Source organism: Paenibacillus sp. 37 (assembly GCF_008386395.1).
Classification (GTDB): domain Bacteria; phylum Bacillota; class Bacilli; order Paenibacillales; family Paenibacillaceae; genus Paenibacillus; species Paenibacillus amylolyticus_B.
Genome location: NZ_CP043761.1, coordinates 1,350,265 through 1,366,344, shown reverse-complemented (window position 1 = coordinate 1,366,344; position 16,080 = coordinate 1,350,265). Strand labels below are relative to the sequence as shown.

Sequence of the window (16,080 nt, the reverse complement as noted above, 5' to 3'; positions counted from 1 at the left end):
ATAACATTGTTGTGACCTGCTCTGCGTCATGCGACAAAAAAAGCTGTTTCTCTAACGCATATGCGCGTTAGAGAAACAGCTTCTCGCCCTTGCTGTAATCGAAACCACAGATCGAGTGGTATTCTGACCATCTCATCAGTATGTTTCTGTACACCTTAGGTGTCAGAACATCTTATTGGTTACACTTTGAACTTGTTAATCTGCTCCTGCAGTTCTTCGGCCATTTTGGATAATGAACCTGCGGATGAAGCAATCTCTTCCATCGAAGCCAACTGCTGCTGAGTTGCGGCAGATACATTATGAACCCCGCCCGCTGCCTCTCCAGCAATGTTGGAAATTTGACTTACATATCCTACAACCTCAGTTGTACTCGCCGACATTTCCTCTGAACCTGCAGACACTTCCTGGATTTCACCCGCAACTTTGTTGACCGCATCCGAGATCTGCTCAAACGCTTGTCCTGCCGCAGTAACCATCTCGATTCCTGCTTCTGTCTCACTGCTGTTCACTTTGACTGCCTGAACAGCATGATCCGTATCTTTCTGAATCAATTGAACCAGATCCGTAATTCGTTGCGCAGATGTAGAAGATTCCTCAGCGAGCTTCCGCACTTCTCCCGCAACTACGGCGAAACCACGTCCATGCTCTCCTGCTCGTGCGGCTTCAATGGCTGCATTCAGTGCAAGCAGATTGGTCTGCCGGGCAATGTTGTTGATTACCTCGGTGATGGTACCAATCTCTGCTGAACGTTCCCCCAGCCCTGTAACCAATTCTGTAAGCGAAGCAATGGAATTTCGAACAGAACCCATCTGTTCAACCGCTTGCTGAATAATCATATTTCCTTCGGAAGATTGATTCGCCGCATCTACAGCAGATACGGATACACTCTGAGCAAGCTCGGCAATCTGCTCTGATCCGAGAGCCATCTCATTCATTGCCTGTGAAGAGCGCTTCACAATATCCACCTGATCCGACGTGCCTACAGCCAGTTCCTCAACCGTTTGGGAAATCTGTTCCGAGGCTTGAGTATTTTGCTCTGCACTTGCAAGAAGCTCCTCCGATGAAGCCGCTACCTGTTCCGAAGTCATTGATACTGATTCAATCATGGAGCGCAAATTGCCACTCATGGTATTGAAGGAAGCCGCCAGCATTCCCAATTCGTCTTTGTTCTTGAGCACAATCGTCTCACCCGTGAGATCACCATTGGCAATAGCCATGGCCGCTTCATTCATCTTTTTGATTGGACGTGAGATGATGCTTGCAATGAAGAATGCAATGAATATCGCGACCAGGAAGGCAAAAATCGTCACTGCCAAAATCACATTAAATGTATTCTCCGCCATCACGACAGACTCACCCGTTGCGGCTTGCGATCCTTCATTACCTAAAGTGATTAACTTGGTGATAGAGTCGTTTGCTGTGTACCACATTGGATAGGCTTCAGTGTGCAGTCTACTTGCTTCTTCATAGTTATTTGCAATACCGAATTCTATGAATGCTGGCATTTTCTCCACATAAGCATCATAATTCGTACTGAAATCATTGTAGAGCTTCATCGCTTCATCATTGCTCTCAATGAACGTTAGCAACTGTTTACGCTCATCTTCAATCTTCGTGAGGAGCAACTTTAACGCTTCATTCACCTTGACGTTTTCTTCTTCGTTTTGTTCAACGATAATCGCCAGCGCCAATCGTTCTACGTCTGATACGTCACCATTCATCAAGCCCAAGAGGCTTACACTCGGCATCCAGGTCTGATCCACATCATTAGCTTTGTTTGACATTTGATGGATCTGGACTAACGCATAGACGCTTACAACAACCAGCAGAGCCACCACGATTAAAAAACCAGTCAGTAACTTGCCTCGAATCGTTAACTTGAATATCCCCAACTTATTCCCCCGCGTGTCTTCCATGTGTCCCACTCCTCAACTTAGCGCATAAACTAATGCATATGAATAATATATCGTCACCTCTAGTCATGAATTGTAGATGTTAGAATTCAATTTCTAGAAATTTCATGTAACTTCGAAAATAAAGCAAAAAAAAGCCTCCCATCTTTGGCAGAACCAGAGATATGAGGCTTCTTTCATTAATAATAACTACCATCAATTCACTAGACATTTCTTTCAATCGCTAACGAAAAACACGTCGGTGTATGTTAATGAAGAAGTCGGGAATCGACTTGGTATAATTGCGGGTTGTAATCAGAACCACACTAAACAGACTTCCGAGCATGAATCCTCCCAGAATATCTCCTGGATAATGCACACCAACATATACACGCGACACCCCTGTCAACACAGCGAGTAACAACATCCATAACCCGAAGCGACGTCCAATAAAGAATGAAGCAGCCGCTAGAGCAAATACAAAGGAAGCATGTTTACTTGGAAAAGAAGGATCAGGTACATGGGCAACCAGCTGATGCACAGTCCCTTCTACAAAAGGTCTTGGATGACCGACCGCTGGTGATATCCCCCATTTGGCCAGAACTAGCGCTACAATGGAAGCCACACAGGCATAAAAAACAATGCGTTGTTTCGATGGATCGCCGAGAAACCATACGATAACGAGCAGTGCAATCATGACCCAAACCGCATACTCGGATGATGTGATCATAAACCAGTCCAGAAACGGTATTTGGTCTGCAAACTGATTAATCCAATTAAATAGTGATTGATTCATAACTGGCTTTCAATACCCCCATTACACAAAACAAGATTATTTTTTACATAATAAATATACACTAACTATTTGTCAAACAATCCTCACATTGACCGAAGTTACGAAATCAAAGGGGACATTTTGCTTTCTTTTTGTTAAACTAGTCTGGGTTACATATCAGTTCAATCATAGAAAGGTGAAGATTATGCTTAAAAAATGGTTATGGGGTACAGCCCTGACCCTGGCACTTGCGATTACAGGTGTCGTTGTATATTACGGATATTCGATTGTTCATTTTGCCAATAGCATCTCCACGGCTTCCGGGACTTCATCCAACTCGTCCTCTTCCGGCACAGACAGCGATTCAGACACACCATCTACAACGATTCCCAGATGGGAGGGCCAGGAACGGGTGAACATTCTGCTCCTTGGTGGAGACTCAAGAGGCGACGATGCAGGACGCTCAGATTCCGTCATGGTCGCTTCCATTGATCCGGTCACCAAGAAAGCCCATCTATTCTCCGTACTGCGTGATACCTATGTAGCCATTCCAGGGCATGGCAAAAGCAGACTTAATGCAGCCTTTTCCTACGGGGGTGCGGAGCTGACCAAACAAACTGTCAGTGATCTGCTCGGTATTCCCATTCAGCATTATGTCTACACAGACTTTACAGGTTTCATGGCACTCGTTGATGCGGTAAGCGGTATTGAGATTGACGTGGAGAAAGACATGTATTACACCAGTAAAGCTGATAAACATATGTACGACATTGACTTGAAAAAAGGGTTGCAGCATATGGACGGCAAAACCGCCCTGCAATATGTTCGGTTCCGGCATGATGCCACCTCGGATTTTACCCGCACCGAACGGCAGCGGATCTTCATGACCGAGCTGGCCAAGAAAATGCAGAGCACCACTTCGCTTTTCAAAATCCCGGATATCCTGGAAGCCATCGCTCCCTATATTGAGACAGACCTTAGTCCAACCCAGATGTTAAAACTCGCATCACTTGGCTTCGATATCCATGCGAACGATATCGATCAGCAGCAGATTCCACCGAACAAACTACTCACCAATGAACTGGTCGGCTCAGCTCAGGTGCTGGGTGTTGATGTGACCAAACTCCAGTCCTACATTCAGCAACTTTTTGAAGAAGATGCCGAGTCCTCAGAGACTCCATCATCAGGGGAACAGAACTAAAACAAGCATGAGATATATCAACAGAGAAGACGGCTGAAGCCGTCTTTTTTTGGTACCTATTTTCTCCATTTAATGCAGCCTTAATGTTTAACGGGTACCCTTATATGATGAACTCCGGTTCCTGGAGGGAGGATTACGTGTGAAAAAACCGCGAATAGCAGAATGGACCGAACTGCGGGGCATTGCCTTTCTGGCCATCGTTATGCAGCATAGTATCGCTGAGTATATCTATCGCGCTGATATTGAACAACCGGATTCCATTATGCTGACCATGATTTATCATCTGACCCGATTTGGTACGCCAACGTTTGTATTTCTATCGGGTGTAATGTTGTTTTACCATCATCGTAACACCAAACCGGAATATCCTCGCTTCATTCGAAAGCGATTTGGCGATATCTATATGCCGTTTGTTGTATGGACACTGATCTACTGGCTGTCTGTCCGTATCTTCACCCCCGCGTTCTGGCTTGCAGGCATACCGGATTTTCGCAGTCTGATTCGTGAACTGTTTGTCCCGCAGACGGGATATCATCTCTGGTTTGTCATTATGGTGTTTCAGTTCTATATTCTGTTCCCCCTGTTCTGGACAGGAGCAAAAACCATCCAGAGACGTATCCAGAACGCCTCACGTTTCACGCCCATGCAAATCATTGTGGCACTCATTGTCTTGGCAGCTGCATTCTACGGCCTGCTTATGAAATGGTCCTACTATAATATGGGGGGCTGGACAGAATCCATGTCTGAGCCTTGGTCAACGTTACTGCAATATCGCTCCTATTCATGGGTGATGTACTGGTTCTACTTTTTACTGGGTGCCGTATGTGCCTGGTCAGTGGATAGCTGGAGGAGTTGGACCACGAAGGTGCTGCCATGGACGATCTGTCTGTTTATAGGGATGTATATATGGCTTGGTTACGATGTGCTGCGTGGGTCCGGAGATGTTGTTAATCTGAATATCTCCACCTATCTGAAACCAACCACATTCCTGATCATTATGGCTCAGATGCTTATGATGTATGGTTTCCTTGTACTGATGCAGGGCAAAGATACACGGTTTCAGCGATTGCTAGCCTGGATTGGCCGCTATTCATTTGGTGGATATCTGGTTCATGCACTGGTGATCTACGCGATCGCTTATGTAACCAGACCGCTTCAACTCAGTGGATGGCATCTGCCTGTAACGTTGCTATCGTTCCTTGTAACGGTTGGTATTGCTCTTGCAATCAGTTGGGTATTATCCAAGCTTCCTGGCTCACGTTTCACGGTAGGGTTAATGCGCAAACCACGTTCAACCCCCAATCCAACAGCTGCTGTGGACAAAAGAAACTCACCTGAGCGAACTCCGTCACCCGGCGCAACTCGCAGTCCGGGAACGAGTAAGCCGTTTTAAAATAAAAGAAGAGCGTCCCCTTATGGAGACGCTCTTCTTTATTTCACTTCACTCGAAGTTGATCGTCCAGGAACAGGTTCCTGGGGACCCGGGGCAGGATGCACGTTGCCCTTCTGATTCACAAATCTCTTCAGATCACCCGTTAATTGTTCCTTCAGCTTGTCCACCAGCTGCGTTTCGCTAATGCCTTTTGCCTGAGCAATCTCAGCCAGAGATTTCCCTCCCTGAAGCTGCTCGTGCAGTTGAGCGGGTGTGACTCCAATAAAACGGGCGATTTCACCTTTATCTACCATGGAACGTTTGCCATGGTGGGCAAATTCACGCCGCAAATCACGCAGCGGGGTATTGATGACCTTTTTCAACTTGGTATCCATGTCCGCCTTCGTAGCTGCAGCTTGTTCCTTGGTGAGACAACCTTCGTCTACAGCTTGATCCAGACGTTGCGCCAATGTAGGCTTCAACTTCTGCAATAACTGCTCCTCACTAAGCCCCTTGCGCTCTTTGGCAATCTGGGACAACGTCTTACCCAGCTCCATCTGTGATTTCAGATCCCGAAGGCCAATCCCAAGCAGGTCTGCCGTTTCACCAATCATAAACAAACCGTGTCCTGCCTGCATGCATGGCTTCGCTTGTTTGCCTGAGGAAGTAGCGCTAGACGCATCGTCATGTTCCTCAACTCGAAGTGCTGGATCAGCAAATGCCACAAGTCCTGTTGCTGCTGTTATGACTACGGCTGCCAATCCGGCTGCCATCCATGTTTTCCATTTCATTATCATTTTTCTGCCGCCTTTCCGATGTCGAAATCCTGTGCCTTCCTAGTTTGAGCCTAAAATCCACTTTTTTATGCCATAAAATACAAAAAGTCATCATTTTTCTCACAATTGATCACAAAAAATCCTATTTTTTTCATTTCACTTCCGCTATAATGAATGTAACTTCATGATCTAGTCGAACAGTCCTTAGTCACCTTATCGCAGGAAGGACGATATGTAATAATGCAGAAAGATTGGTTAGATCCGTTTAGATCCGATCTGGAGGTCGTGTTTGCTTCAGCGGAACAACTCGTACGGGAATATCCCGAACCCTTGTCAGGACATGCATTAGAGCAGCTTCGTTCGGTTAATCCGCTGTTACGAGATTCGGGACACAGTTACATCGGGTACATCATTCCACTTTGGATGCAACACTCAGATAAACTACCCGCAGAGAAAGCACACCAATTAAGTACAGCCTGTCTCATTCACATGTTATATTTTCTGAATCAGGACGACGTGATGGATGAACAACCGGAGAATGCCACATTGAAGTTATCTCTTGGTAATCTATACTACATGGATGCACTTCAATCTTACTCGGAATTATTCGATCCTTCCTCCACGTTCTGGGTCTATTTCAGACAATATGTAGTGGATTGGGCCGTGAGTGTTACGGGTGAGCATTCCATTGATTTTTTCCAACAGAATCCTTTGTTGATTGCGCAAAAGGCTGCCCCTCTGCTCATTGGAGCTACTGGTGCACTGCTTCTGCTGAATCAGTCCGACCGGATCATCCCGGTGTGTTCTGCCATCAACATCACACTCATGACCCTCCAGATGACCGATGACTTCACAGACACGCAACAAGATGCTGTGCATGGAAACTACAACAGCTACCTCTCCCACATATCCGCAGCACTGAATCACAACTATCCAGTTCATCCTCTAAGCGACCGTATACATGACAATGTATACAATACACAACTCATGAACTCTTACGTAGACATTGCTTATCACTATAATCGCACACTAACATCGTCTAACTTAGGAATATCGCATCTCGAAGCGTTTAATTCTTATTTATCTAGCACTTTAGTACAAGCTATTCAGGACATTACACAACGGAAGAAACGGCTCCTCCAAGGCGGGTTTCATCACTGGATTAGCGAGCAACAGTTGGGATTCTGAGCATAAGGACTAAGCTGGTTCAGTTTAATTCTAAATATGAAGGGAATGTTGACGATGATGGTATCAGAGAAAACGTTGCATGAGGATATTATTGAAAAGGCCTGGACTGACGAGCACTTCAGACAACAATTGCATTCCAATCCGAAGCAGGCGCTTCGTGAAGCGTTCGGCATCGTAATTCCGGAGCACATTCAGGTACGTACTGTTGAGGAGCAGCAAAATGACTATGTGCTTGTCATACCTCCCAATCCTTCCAAAGTAAATTATGATGTGAATTGCGGACCTTGGAGAAGTTAATTTGGGTGAGCTAATCTTGTAGGTAAGAAATCAGGGGTAGGAACAAAAAAGCCGCAGTATCCTTCTGTGAGTTCGTCATTCGACGAACTCGGCAAAAGATACAACCGCTTCTGTTCCTACCCCTTTGGTGCTTGTAAAGCTGATCTGTCCTTGCATCGCTTCAACAATTCGGAATGTCACCATCATGCCCAGGCCTGTGCCTTTGATTTTATTGGAGAAATAAGGCTCGCCCAACCGGGAGAGTGCTTCCTCGTCCATCCCTTCTCCGTTATCCCTGACATGCACCTTAATCAGTCCATCCTGCTTGTACGCCCAGATATCAATCTGGCCTTGTCCCTGAAAAGCTTCAATACTGTTCTTGATAATATTGATAAAAGCCTGCTTGAACTTCGAGGAATTGCCTCGAATATATAGATCTGGCGGAATGTCGGTGGTGATTTTACCACCCTCCAGATTAGCCATCGGTACAAGAATGCCTTCAATATGATTGAATTCATCCGAGATATTGAGCGAGATAATATGGTCAAACTCAGGTTTGGCAAAGGTAAGAAAATCCGTTATGATGCCCGAAGCCCGATCAAGTTCTTCCAGTGCAATTCGCACATACCCCTTATTTTTGTTGTCTTCCTGTTCCGTCATAAGTTGCAGGAACCCTCTTGTCACCTGAAGTGGATTACGTACTTCATGGGCAACGGAAGCAGCCAGTTCGCTAATAATCTCCATCTTTTCGGATCGCTGCAACTCATTGTTGAACAACTCCAGTTCCTTGGAATACTCTAGAACTTTAGTATGTTTTTCGGCAAAACGACTTCCGAGAATGGCAATCAACGAGATCACAAATGCAACCATGGACCATTTCCACCATAACAGATGATACGTCCCACTCCGCTGATAATACCACAACAGTTCAGCCACACTGATCAAGGCAAATGTACCAAATCCCGTCGCAAGCAGCATAGCTTCCCGATTTCGTTGCAGCGCTTTGGCGATGGTACCAACCAGCAGGATCGTCAGTAGAATGACCAGCACAATGCCAACCACACGCTGCACGAGCAGATTGTATAGGATCTCCCATTGCCCACCTGAAGTAACATAGATAAATAGAGAGAACACAGCGATAACTGAATATATGAATAGTATTTTTCGCAGTTTGGTGAAGATTCCATGCAGTCCTGGCCCGATAATCTGTTCAAAAAAATAACATAGCGCTGGCATACCCAGCAGCATCGCCAGATCAAAGACTACGGAATACAAGTCACCATATACCTGATAGAACGTATACAAAAATTGCGAGTACGTGATGATCATCGTGCCGATGGAACCCATCACGATGCATAGCGAGATCCATAATCCCTTATGGAATTTGCCAAGGAAGAACGTACAACTCAGCATCGTAATCGCTGTGAAAACAAAGGTCGCGCCCAAAATCACATCAATAAGTCCGTTATGAATATATTTCTCCTGTAACGCGGCATAAGGTCCAACCTGAACAGTACCTTGTATACCCAGACGGCCTTTTTCATTTTGTGACCATACATAAAGCGTGTCACCTGAATTTTCGCTGGATAAGGGCAGCAACACAGCATTATTATCATAATTGTAATGATAGTTTTCGTAGACCTTGCGGTCTTCCAGATAAACAACAATATGATTGCCTTTAATGTTCTCAAATCGAATGGCTGAACTTTCCTCACTCAACTCAGGGATGGTCAGGCGAGTCCATAAAGAATTCGATCGATCCGTATTGCTATACTCTAACTTATCGCTGCCTTGCTTTTCCCATATCTCGTCTGCTCCCTTAACCTCACTGATGAACCCTTGATCGTCAACGTTCCCCCATTTTACTTCCCACCCTGTAATGGATACAGGTTGCTGAACCGCTCCTGTAGTTGCAAAGACTATCCCATGTGGCATGCCTAGAATAATCAATACACTCATCCATAAGATGACGATAGCTTTGGGCACATTTTTCATTCACAGCACCTCAAAGTTCTAATTTTCCCTATCTTAGATTCTCTCATTTATCATTCGCCACCGTTTGTCACGTCACCTTCTTGAGATAAAATGAAATTTCACATTTAAGTCGATTTATAGTCTTATTTCCATTTTATTGTTAAAGTTGTCTGGTTAATCACGCAAGTCTTCGAACTGGTTCACTATCATTTCCCGTTCTTTCTGTTCAACTTGACTGCGAAATTCAAGCCACTGCTCTGTCTCCTCATCATCATAGATGGTCCATATGTCGGAAAAAAGGAAATCCCGTAACTGTACAACTTGCCCGGACCATATACCGCCTACCCAAAACAAACCATCCGGACGACGGATGACGGTACGGGAGAACCCGGGTGTGGACGCCTTTTGTCCGATACGGATGCGTGTGATCATATTGCCCAGTGTGAACCAGTCCACATGAAATTCCTCCCTTACATATTCAAGCTTAATCATAACATAGGCAAAACAGGAAAAGCTGTAAAAACGGTGGCTGCGATTCAATCCTTTGCTCCGGGTGTAATGGTTTCTCAAAGCAAACAAACACGCTAAGGAGATGATTACAATGAATGAGCCACATCGTACGGTTGAGGTGGAACATAAGGATGTTCAGCATAAATCGGATTCAAGTATGGTCGCTTCCACATTTATTAAATATGCCGCATATATCATTATCTTTTTTGGATTCTTATACTTCTTGGTTAAATATGTATTCCCCAAATTCTAAGGCATTCATATCGTAGTGAACACCCGGAGATAATAACCTGTGCAAGATTACAACACTAGCGCTTTGGGTAACTACGGGGTAAGAAGTTTTGGACAACCGACAATGAAAGGAAGTGTTACTCATGTCTGACAAACCAATTAGTAACGAAGAGAGCGACCGCTATTATGACCGTTATCAGAGGTCCCGCGATATTCCCCCAGAGACGGAAGTCCCGGAAGGCGATATGGATACCTTTGATGAAGTTTCCGGCAGACGGATTGTAACGGAAGATTCGGATCTGGCACCCGTAGCCGCAGCCGCTGTGGACGAGCCGGAATTGGATTCACGTTTGGCTGAGACACCGCTGGAATCTGTACCTGATGCAGATCTTCTGCAACCGAACAGTCCGGTTGATCCTGCTGCACCCGATCCGGATGCGTTGCATGGTACCGATTTGCTTAATGGTGCTGGTGCAGATGCCAAACCAGAGAACGACATTCCACCACGCCATTAACGGCTGTTATGACATCCTGAATGAGGAGGTGCATACACGATGAAGGAAGATCGCCAAAAGCATGTGCATGAACCGGATAATCTCGTGACCGAACGAGATATTGACCCGGACTTCGGACTATTCACTGAGGACTCCTTCCCCGAAGCACTTGAGGATGAGGATCAACGTGATGCGGTCGAGCATGCCATTCCCAAAGAGAAGGCTTCTCGTAAGCCCTCTACGGATGACTAACTTATATAGATCCGTAGTAGACTTAAAAAAGATGACGTCTGTAATTTCACAGCGTCATCTTTTTTGTTACCTGTAAGTTCACTTACTCTTAGTGATTCAGCATCATCGCTTAGCGGGAACCTTACTTGCCACGGGCAGTTTGTGATCCAATCCTGACCACTTCGCTACAATCGCAGTGATGATCAATGCCACTCCATTAATAATAAATATCCAGCGTATCGGCAGCCAGCCCCCAAGTACACCACCAATGATCGGCCCTGCCATCGTCCCGATCTGGGCAGCGGACTGATTCAGGCTAAAGGCCCTGCCCCGGAAACTCGATGCGGTAGCCTGCACAATCATGGCGTTAATTGCCGGAAATACAGCCGCAAAGAATAAACCATACACAAATCGTAAAATGCCGAATGCGATATAACCTGTTGTAAAGAACTGCAGAAGATTCCCTACAGCCCCACCAACCAGTCCAATAATCAACACTTTACCGTATCCAATCCTTGAACCAATCTTGCCCCACCGCGGCGCCATAATAACGGTTGCTACCCCCACCGCTGAGAAAATAATACCCGAGCTGAGTGAGGCACGATCCGGCTGAACGCCCATCTCCATCACATATACCGTCAATAGTGGCTCCAGAATCATGACGGAGAACGTACATATACCCATCATGCCAAGCACCGTCATAAACAAACGATTCGCTCTCGCTTCACGAATGTCATCCATGACGTGGGAACGAGCTTTGTTCCGGTTGAAGTTCTCTTCTTTTACCCAGAAGGTTGCGATGATTGCTGATACTAACACAACAATAGCTGAAAACAAAAATGCATTCCGGTTGCCATAATAATGACTTACCACGCCACCAATTAACGGTCCAATAATACCACCAGTGGCTCCTGCAGTGGACATAATACCAAGGGCATAACCAGTCTTCTCTTCAGGTGTATTCGTACCTACCAGAGCAATCGCTGCCGGAACAAACCCTGCAAGCAGACCCTGAAACAATCGAACAACAATCAGCGAATACGGGTCCTGCACGAAATAATTGATTAAATACAAGACGGCAAGGCTGTATCCCGACCGGATCAGCATGGGCTTGCGTCCGTATTTATCAGCCAGGGATCCCCAGAACGGAGACACGAGTGCACTCGCGAGAAACGTAATGCCAAATGCCAGTCCTGACCATAACTCCAGGTGATCACGAACCCCCAAGTCAGCACTTAGAAACAGGGGCAGAAATGGAATCGAGATCGAATACGCGGTGCTACAAAAAAATACACCAATCCACAATATGACCAGATTGCGCTTCCACGAGAAGTTCATATACCCGCACGCCCTTTCCGTTACTGACGCCGGGACTGCCGTGTATTGGAGCGGACGGAACAGACCCGTACGTCCCGATGCGGAAGCATTTTCCTTATTTTACACCCATCATTCCACGAAGACCATCCCTTGTTTACCACAAACACATGTATTACATTGCCATCCTGTCCACAAAAACGGTATGATAGTTGGGTAAATATCCAAATATGATTTGGAGAAAATATATAATGCAGAGATGCAAGGAGGAACGTTTTCATGTCTTTACAGTGGAAAAAAAACACAGTAGTTTCGCTGGTTCTCGCGATGCTGCTTATCGTCATTAGTGGTTGTGGACGCCCTTCGAGTGGCGCTACAGAAACACCAGCTCCAGTTGAACCAACGGGTCCAAATCCGATAGCTACCATTGAAATGGCCGATGGACAGAAGATCGTCATTGAGCTATATCCCGAAATTGCACCCAATACGGTGAACAATTTTATTTCACTAGCGAATCAGGGTTTCTATGATGGCACAATCTTTCACCGTGTTATTCCAGGTTTCATGATTCAGGGTGGAGATCCAGAGGGCAATGGTCGAGGTGGCCCGGGATATGCGATTAAGGGTGAATTTACATCTAATGGTCACAAAAATCACCTGAAGCATACTCGTGGAGTTATCTCCATGGCGCGTGGGGATAATCTGGATTCAGCCGGATCCCAGTTCTTCATCATGCTCGCGGATGCCGATCACTTGGATAATTCCTATGCTTCCTTTGGTAAAGTAACGGAAGGCATAGAAACTGTGGATAACATTGCTGCTCAGGAAATAGGTGAAGGTGACAAACCCGTTAAGGATCAAGTTATGAAAAAAGTCACGGTAGACACCCACGGTCTGGAATATCCAGAACCGGTAAAAATGCCTTAATGAAGTCTAAACAAACAAAAGCTCTGTCCTGCGCGAAAACGCAAGGCAGAGCTTTATTTATTGATTTTAATGATAACGGTTACATATATGACTTTATAAAAAATGACCTCTTCCGGCATCATCCTCAATACATCCATCCCATCAAACGTAACCAGCCGATAATCGCAATCCATAACGGGCAGCTAAAGGCAACACCCCATGCAAGCCCTTTCAGTAAACCACGGTTTACTTCCACGAACAACGACTCCTTTCTCCAGGGAATAGTCGCAGTATCGGTAATAGTATATGATTTTATACCCGTTTTCATTCGTCACGCAACCCTCGTTTTCCTGCTTTTGTTCCGCAGATTCATGGAATGCTTTACGGGAACCTGATATACTATGACTACTGTACGATAAATGGAACCTGATTCATGTTTGGAAAGGAGATTTTCCTATGGCAAAATCCAAAAAACGCCCCCCTGCTCCCAAAGTAGCAGCACAGGATAAACCTACAACACTGAAAGATCTGCTAAGCAGTGATGTGCTGGAGAAACTGAAAGCTCAGGCAGATGAGGCGAAGGCTGCCGAAGCGGCACTTAAGGAGCAGGAACGTCAGCAAGCAGAAGAAGCTCGCCAAGCGGAGCAGAAGCGCCGGGATAACGACTTCGAATATCTGCTGAATAACAGCGCTATGGACTGGAAGAAACATAAGTAAACAAAGGCATGACCTAAGGGTGTCTTCTATCACACAAGCCAAAATAATATTACAGCAGACAGATTATGAAGCTGATCTGCTCACAGAACAGGGCCGCATTGCGGTCCTGTTCTTTTTGATATAGATACATATGATTCATCCGTCTTGAGCCGGGTATGTAGAAGTAGAGCGTACAACGATAATCTAACCATACGGAGGGATCAGAGATGACTGAACAACGTTTGGAAGGCAAAGTCGCAATAGTAACTGGAGGTGGATCGGGTATTGGTCAGGCTACGGCTATTCGTTTCGCCGAGCATGGGGCCAAAGTGTACATGCTGGATCGTACACCCGAAACTGCAGAGGAAACAAAGCAGATTATTGAAAAGGCTGGCGGAGAAGCGTATGTGATCGAATGTGATATCTCCAAACCGGATAATGTGCAGAAGGCGATCAATCAGGCTGCGGCTGAAGCGGGTAAACTGGATATCATTTTTGCAAATGCAGGCATTAACGGAACGATGGCGCCGATTGAAACGATGGAAATGGAGGACTGGGACCAGACGATGGAGATCAACATGCGCGGAACCTTTGCAACCGTCAAATATGCCATCCCCCATCTAAAAGAACATGGTGGCAGCATCATAATCACCAGTTCTATCAACGGTAACCGGGTCTTCTCAGGAATCGGATTCTCTGCATACGCTTCCAGCAAAGCGGGACAAACTGCGTTTACAAAGATGGCTGCACTGGAGCTGGCTCGTTATAAGATTCGCGTAAACGCCGTCTGCCCAGGAGCTATCGATACCAACATTGATGATAACACCTACCCGTCGGATGATCTGAAAGAAGTACAGATTCCTGTTGAATTCCCTGAGGGTCACGAACATCCGCTCAAGGGCGAACCTGGAACGTCGAAGCAAGTGGCAAACCTCGTTCTGTTCCTCGCTTCCGATGAAGCCTCCCATGTTACAGGTACACGAATCTATGTGGATGGTGCGGAATCTCTGCTCCGTGGATAACATATAAATAAAAGTTGGCCCGGCCTCATTCAGGGACAACGCCCGAATATCCCGCAAGCGATCTGATCCGTTCAGATTACTGCGGGATGTTTTATATATAGTGAAGAGCATTTCGCATAAATCCAGTGAGCGGTAGGATTCGAATTTATGCAAAATGCTGAGAATTATAATACGGGCGGGCGCATGCAAGGATTACCGCTAAACTGCATTGCTTTTACCTTTTTTCACACGATGGTTCAACCAGTCTGGAATGGCAAAGAGCAAAACGTACATTAGCGAGAACAAAACTAGCGCCAGGATCTCTTCCCCAAGGATGTACATGGGATACGGACCTAACATATCTAGCACCGAGGGTGTACTTGGTTTATATCTTAGAAACATGTAATTCGCGTCAAGCATGACATCTACAACGTATACGATTAATGCCGCCACATTCACAAATATCATGGAACCTGCTACAGATCTCCAGCTAGGTCGCAGCTGTTCCACCCAGGTCATGTAGAGTAAAGCCAGAATGATACAGACATGAGCAACGAAAAATTGAATAAATCGAAAATGTGCATAACCATAACCCAGATTAGGAGTCAGAATCGCCATAAGGGCTCCAGCAATGCCTGCAAACAGCAGCGCAGAATGTAACAGTCGACTGCGTGTCAGTAGTAACAACGCCGATAATAGCAGAGACAGACTGCATAGTTCGAGTGGCAGTGACGTCTGCAGACTCCATATCCCTCCATACACATACCAGAGTTGCAGCACGATTTCGCAGGCAAACATCATACAAGCCAGAACAATTCGCAGTATGCGGCGTGCCCTCTCTGACCATGATCGAAGATGGTGTCGAAGCAAAAACATCAGTACAATCAATGCTGTAATTACGCTAATTGAAACGATATGTGAAGTGGAGAACAGGATAAACGGCTCTGCATCATAAGGGTCCAGCCATGGTGGATACGCCATGCATCTCTTCTCTCCTTTACAAGGATCTCACCAACAGTATCTCTCTTTAATGTTAACTTTTTCATTTTGCCATTGAATGAAATTGCTGTCCAGTTGGAATTCTAAATAAGCATTGTAATTTAAATATCTTTATGTTAAGATAAATTCAGAACCAAAACAAACGAAAAGTTAGTAACTTTCTTAAACGAAATGATACAAATACAGCACTCAACAAATGTTCAACTGAACATTTACACTATCCCACTTCATCTAGGAGGAATTA

Annotated in this window: 17 protein-coding genes; 10 read left to right on the top strand and 7 right to left on the bottom strand. The window is 45.6% G+C overall.

What is annotated here, in order from left to right; translation table 11 throughout:
• Positions 1-179 precede the first annotated feature (179 nt).
• Together F0220_RS06010 and F0220_RS06005 are read right to left on the bottom strand one after the other, a co-directional pair.
• Positions 180-1,916, bottom strand: a complete 1,737-nt coding sequence (locus F0220_RS06010) for a methyl-accepting chemotaxis protein (protein WP_091015581.1) — start codon at positions 1,914-1,916, stop codon at positions 180-182.
• 220 nt (positions 1,917-2,136) lie between these two features.
• Positions 2,137-2,688 (bottom strand): undecaprenyl-diphosphatase, encoded by a 552-nt coding sequence (locus tag F0220_RS06005; RefSeq protein WP_105600796.1) that lies wholly within the window; start codon positions 2,686-2,688, stop codon positions 2,137-2,139.
• A 184-nt stretch (positions 2,689-2,872) separates the two neighbouring features.
• Between F0220_RS06005 and F0220_RS06000 the strand changes: the two genes are divergently transcribed.
• Positions 2,873-3,868, top strand: coding sequence for an LCP family protein (locus F0220_RS06000; protein ID WP_105600797.1), 996 nt, complete (start codon positions 2,873-2,875; stop codon positions 3,866-3,868).
• A 139-nt stretch (positions 3,869-4,007) separates the two neighbouring features.
• Positions 4,008-5,261, top strand: a complete 1,254-nt coding sequence (locus F0220_RS05995) for an acyltransferase (protein WP_105600799.1) — start codon at positions 4,008-4,010, stop codon at positions 5,259-5,261.
• Between the two features lie 38 nt (positions 5,262-5,299).
• Here F0220_RS05995 and F0220_RS05990 read toward each other — a convergent pair whose 3' ends face one another.
• Positions 5,300-6,037: a hypothetical protein gene (locus F0220_RS05990; protein WP_105600800.1), complete on the bottom strand. Its 738-nt coding sequence runs from the start codon at positions 6,035-6,037 to the stop codon at positions 5,300-5,302.
• 219 nt (positions 6,038-6,256) lie between these two features.
• Between F0220_RS05990 and F0220_RS05985 the strand changes: the two genes are divergently transcribed.
• Together F0220_RS05985 and F0220_RS05980 are read left to right on the top strand one after the other, a co-directional pair.
• Positions 6,257-7,204, top strand: coding sequence for a hypothetical protein (locus F0220_RS05985; RefSeq protein ID WP_105600802.1), 948 nt, complete (start codon positions 6,257-6,259; stop codon positions 7,202-7,204).
• 36 nt (positions 7,205-7,240) lie between these two features.
• The gene (locus F0220_RS05980; RefSeq protein WP_223199858.1) at positions 7,241-7,501 is read left to right on the top strand and encodes an NHLP leader peptide family RiPP precursor; all 261 of its coding nucleotides are present in this window, start codon (positions 7,241-7,243) and stop codon (positions 7,499-7,501) included.
• Between the two features lie 75 nt (positions 7,502-7,576).
• Here the strand turns inward: F0220_RS05980 and F0220_RS05975 are convergent, their stop codons facing one another.
• Positions 7,577-9,439: a sensor histidine kinase gene (locus F0220_RS05975; RefSeq protein WP_223199857.1), complete on the bottom strand. Its 1,863-nt coding sequence runs from the start codon at positions 9,437-9,439 to the stop codon at positions 7,577-7,579.
• A 189-nt stretch (positions 9,440-9,628) separates the two neighbouring features.
• Positions 9,629-9,910 (bottom strand): hypothetical protein, encoded by a 282-nt coding sequence (locus F0220_RS05970; protein WP_017690238.1) that lies wholly within the window; start codon positions 9,908-9,910, stop codon positions 9,629-9,631.
• A gap of 145 nt (positions 9,911-10,055) precedes the next feature.
• On the opposite strand from F0220_RS05970, the gene F0220_RS32400 reads away from it, so the two are divergent.
• From F0220_RS32400 to F0220_RS05960, 3 genes are all read left to right on the top strand, one after another.
• Positions 10,056-10,217: a hypothetical protein gene (locus F0220_RS32400; RefSeq protein ID WP_017690239.1), complete on the top strand. Its 162-nt coding sequence runs from the start codon at positions 10,056-10,058 to the stop codon at positions 10,215-10,217.
• Positions 10,218-10,338: 121 nt separating this feature from the next.
• On the top strand, positions 10,339-10,710 hold the full coding sequence (locus F0220_RS05965) for a hypothetical protein (protein ID WP_091015592.1): 372 nt from the start codon (positions 10,339-10,341) through the stop codon (positions 10,708-10,710).
• 39 nt (positions 10,711-10,749) lie between these two features.
• Positions 10,750-10,941 carry a hypothetical protein gene (locus tag F0220_RS05960; protein WP_091015594.1) on the top strand — a complete coding sequence of 64 codons (192 nt, stop codon included), beginning with the start codon at positions 10,750-10,752 and terminating at the stop codon, positions 10,939-10,941.
• 102 nt (positions 10,942-11,043) lie between these two features.
• Here the strand turns inward: F0220_RS05960 and F0220_RS05955 are convergent, their stop codons facing one another.
• On the bottom strand, positions 11,044-12,258 hold the full coding sequence (locus F0220_RS05955; RefSeq protein WP_091015596.1) for an MFS transporter: 1,215 nt from the start codon (positions 12,256-12,258) through the stop codon (positions 11,044-11,046).
• A gap of 255 nt (positions 12,259-12,513) precedes the next feature.
• On the opposite strand from F0220_RS05955, the gene F0220_RS05950 reads away from it, so the two are divergent.
• From F0220_RS05950 to F0220_RS05940, 3 genes are all read left to right on the top strand, one after another.
• The gene (locus tag F0220_RS05950; RefSeq protein WP_091015598.1) at positions 12,514-13,161 is read left to right on the top strand and encodes a peptidylprolyl isomerase; all 648 of its coding nucleotides are present in this window, start codon (positions 12,514-12,516) and stop codon (positions 13,159-13,161) included.
• 435 nt (positions 13,162-13,596) lie between these two features.
• Positions 13,597-13,857 carry a YqkE family protein gene (locus tag F0220_RS05945; RefSeq protein WP_091015600.1) on the top strand — a complete coding sequence of 87 codons (261 nt, stop codon included), beginning with the start codon at positions 13,597-13,599 and terminating at the stop codon, positions 13,855-13,857.
• Between the two features lie 206 nt (positions 13,858-14,063).
• Positions 14,064-14,858, top strand: a complete 795-nt coding sequence (locus F0220_RS05940) for an SDR family oxidoreductase (protein ID WP_105600805.1) — start codon at positions 14,064-14,066, stop codon at positions 14,856-14,858.
• Between the two features lie 198 nt (positions 14,859-15,056).
• Here F0220_RS05940 and F0220_RS05935 read toward each other — a convergent pair whose 3' ends face one another.
• The gene (locus tag F0220_RS05935) at positions 15,057-15,818 is read right to left on the bottom strand and encodes a YwaF family protein (protein WP_105600806.1); all 762 of its coding nucleotides are present in this window, start codon (positions 15,816-15,818) and stop codon (positions 15,057-15,059) included.
• Between the last annotated feature and the right edge of the window lie 262 nt (positions 15,819-16,080).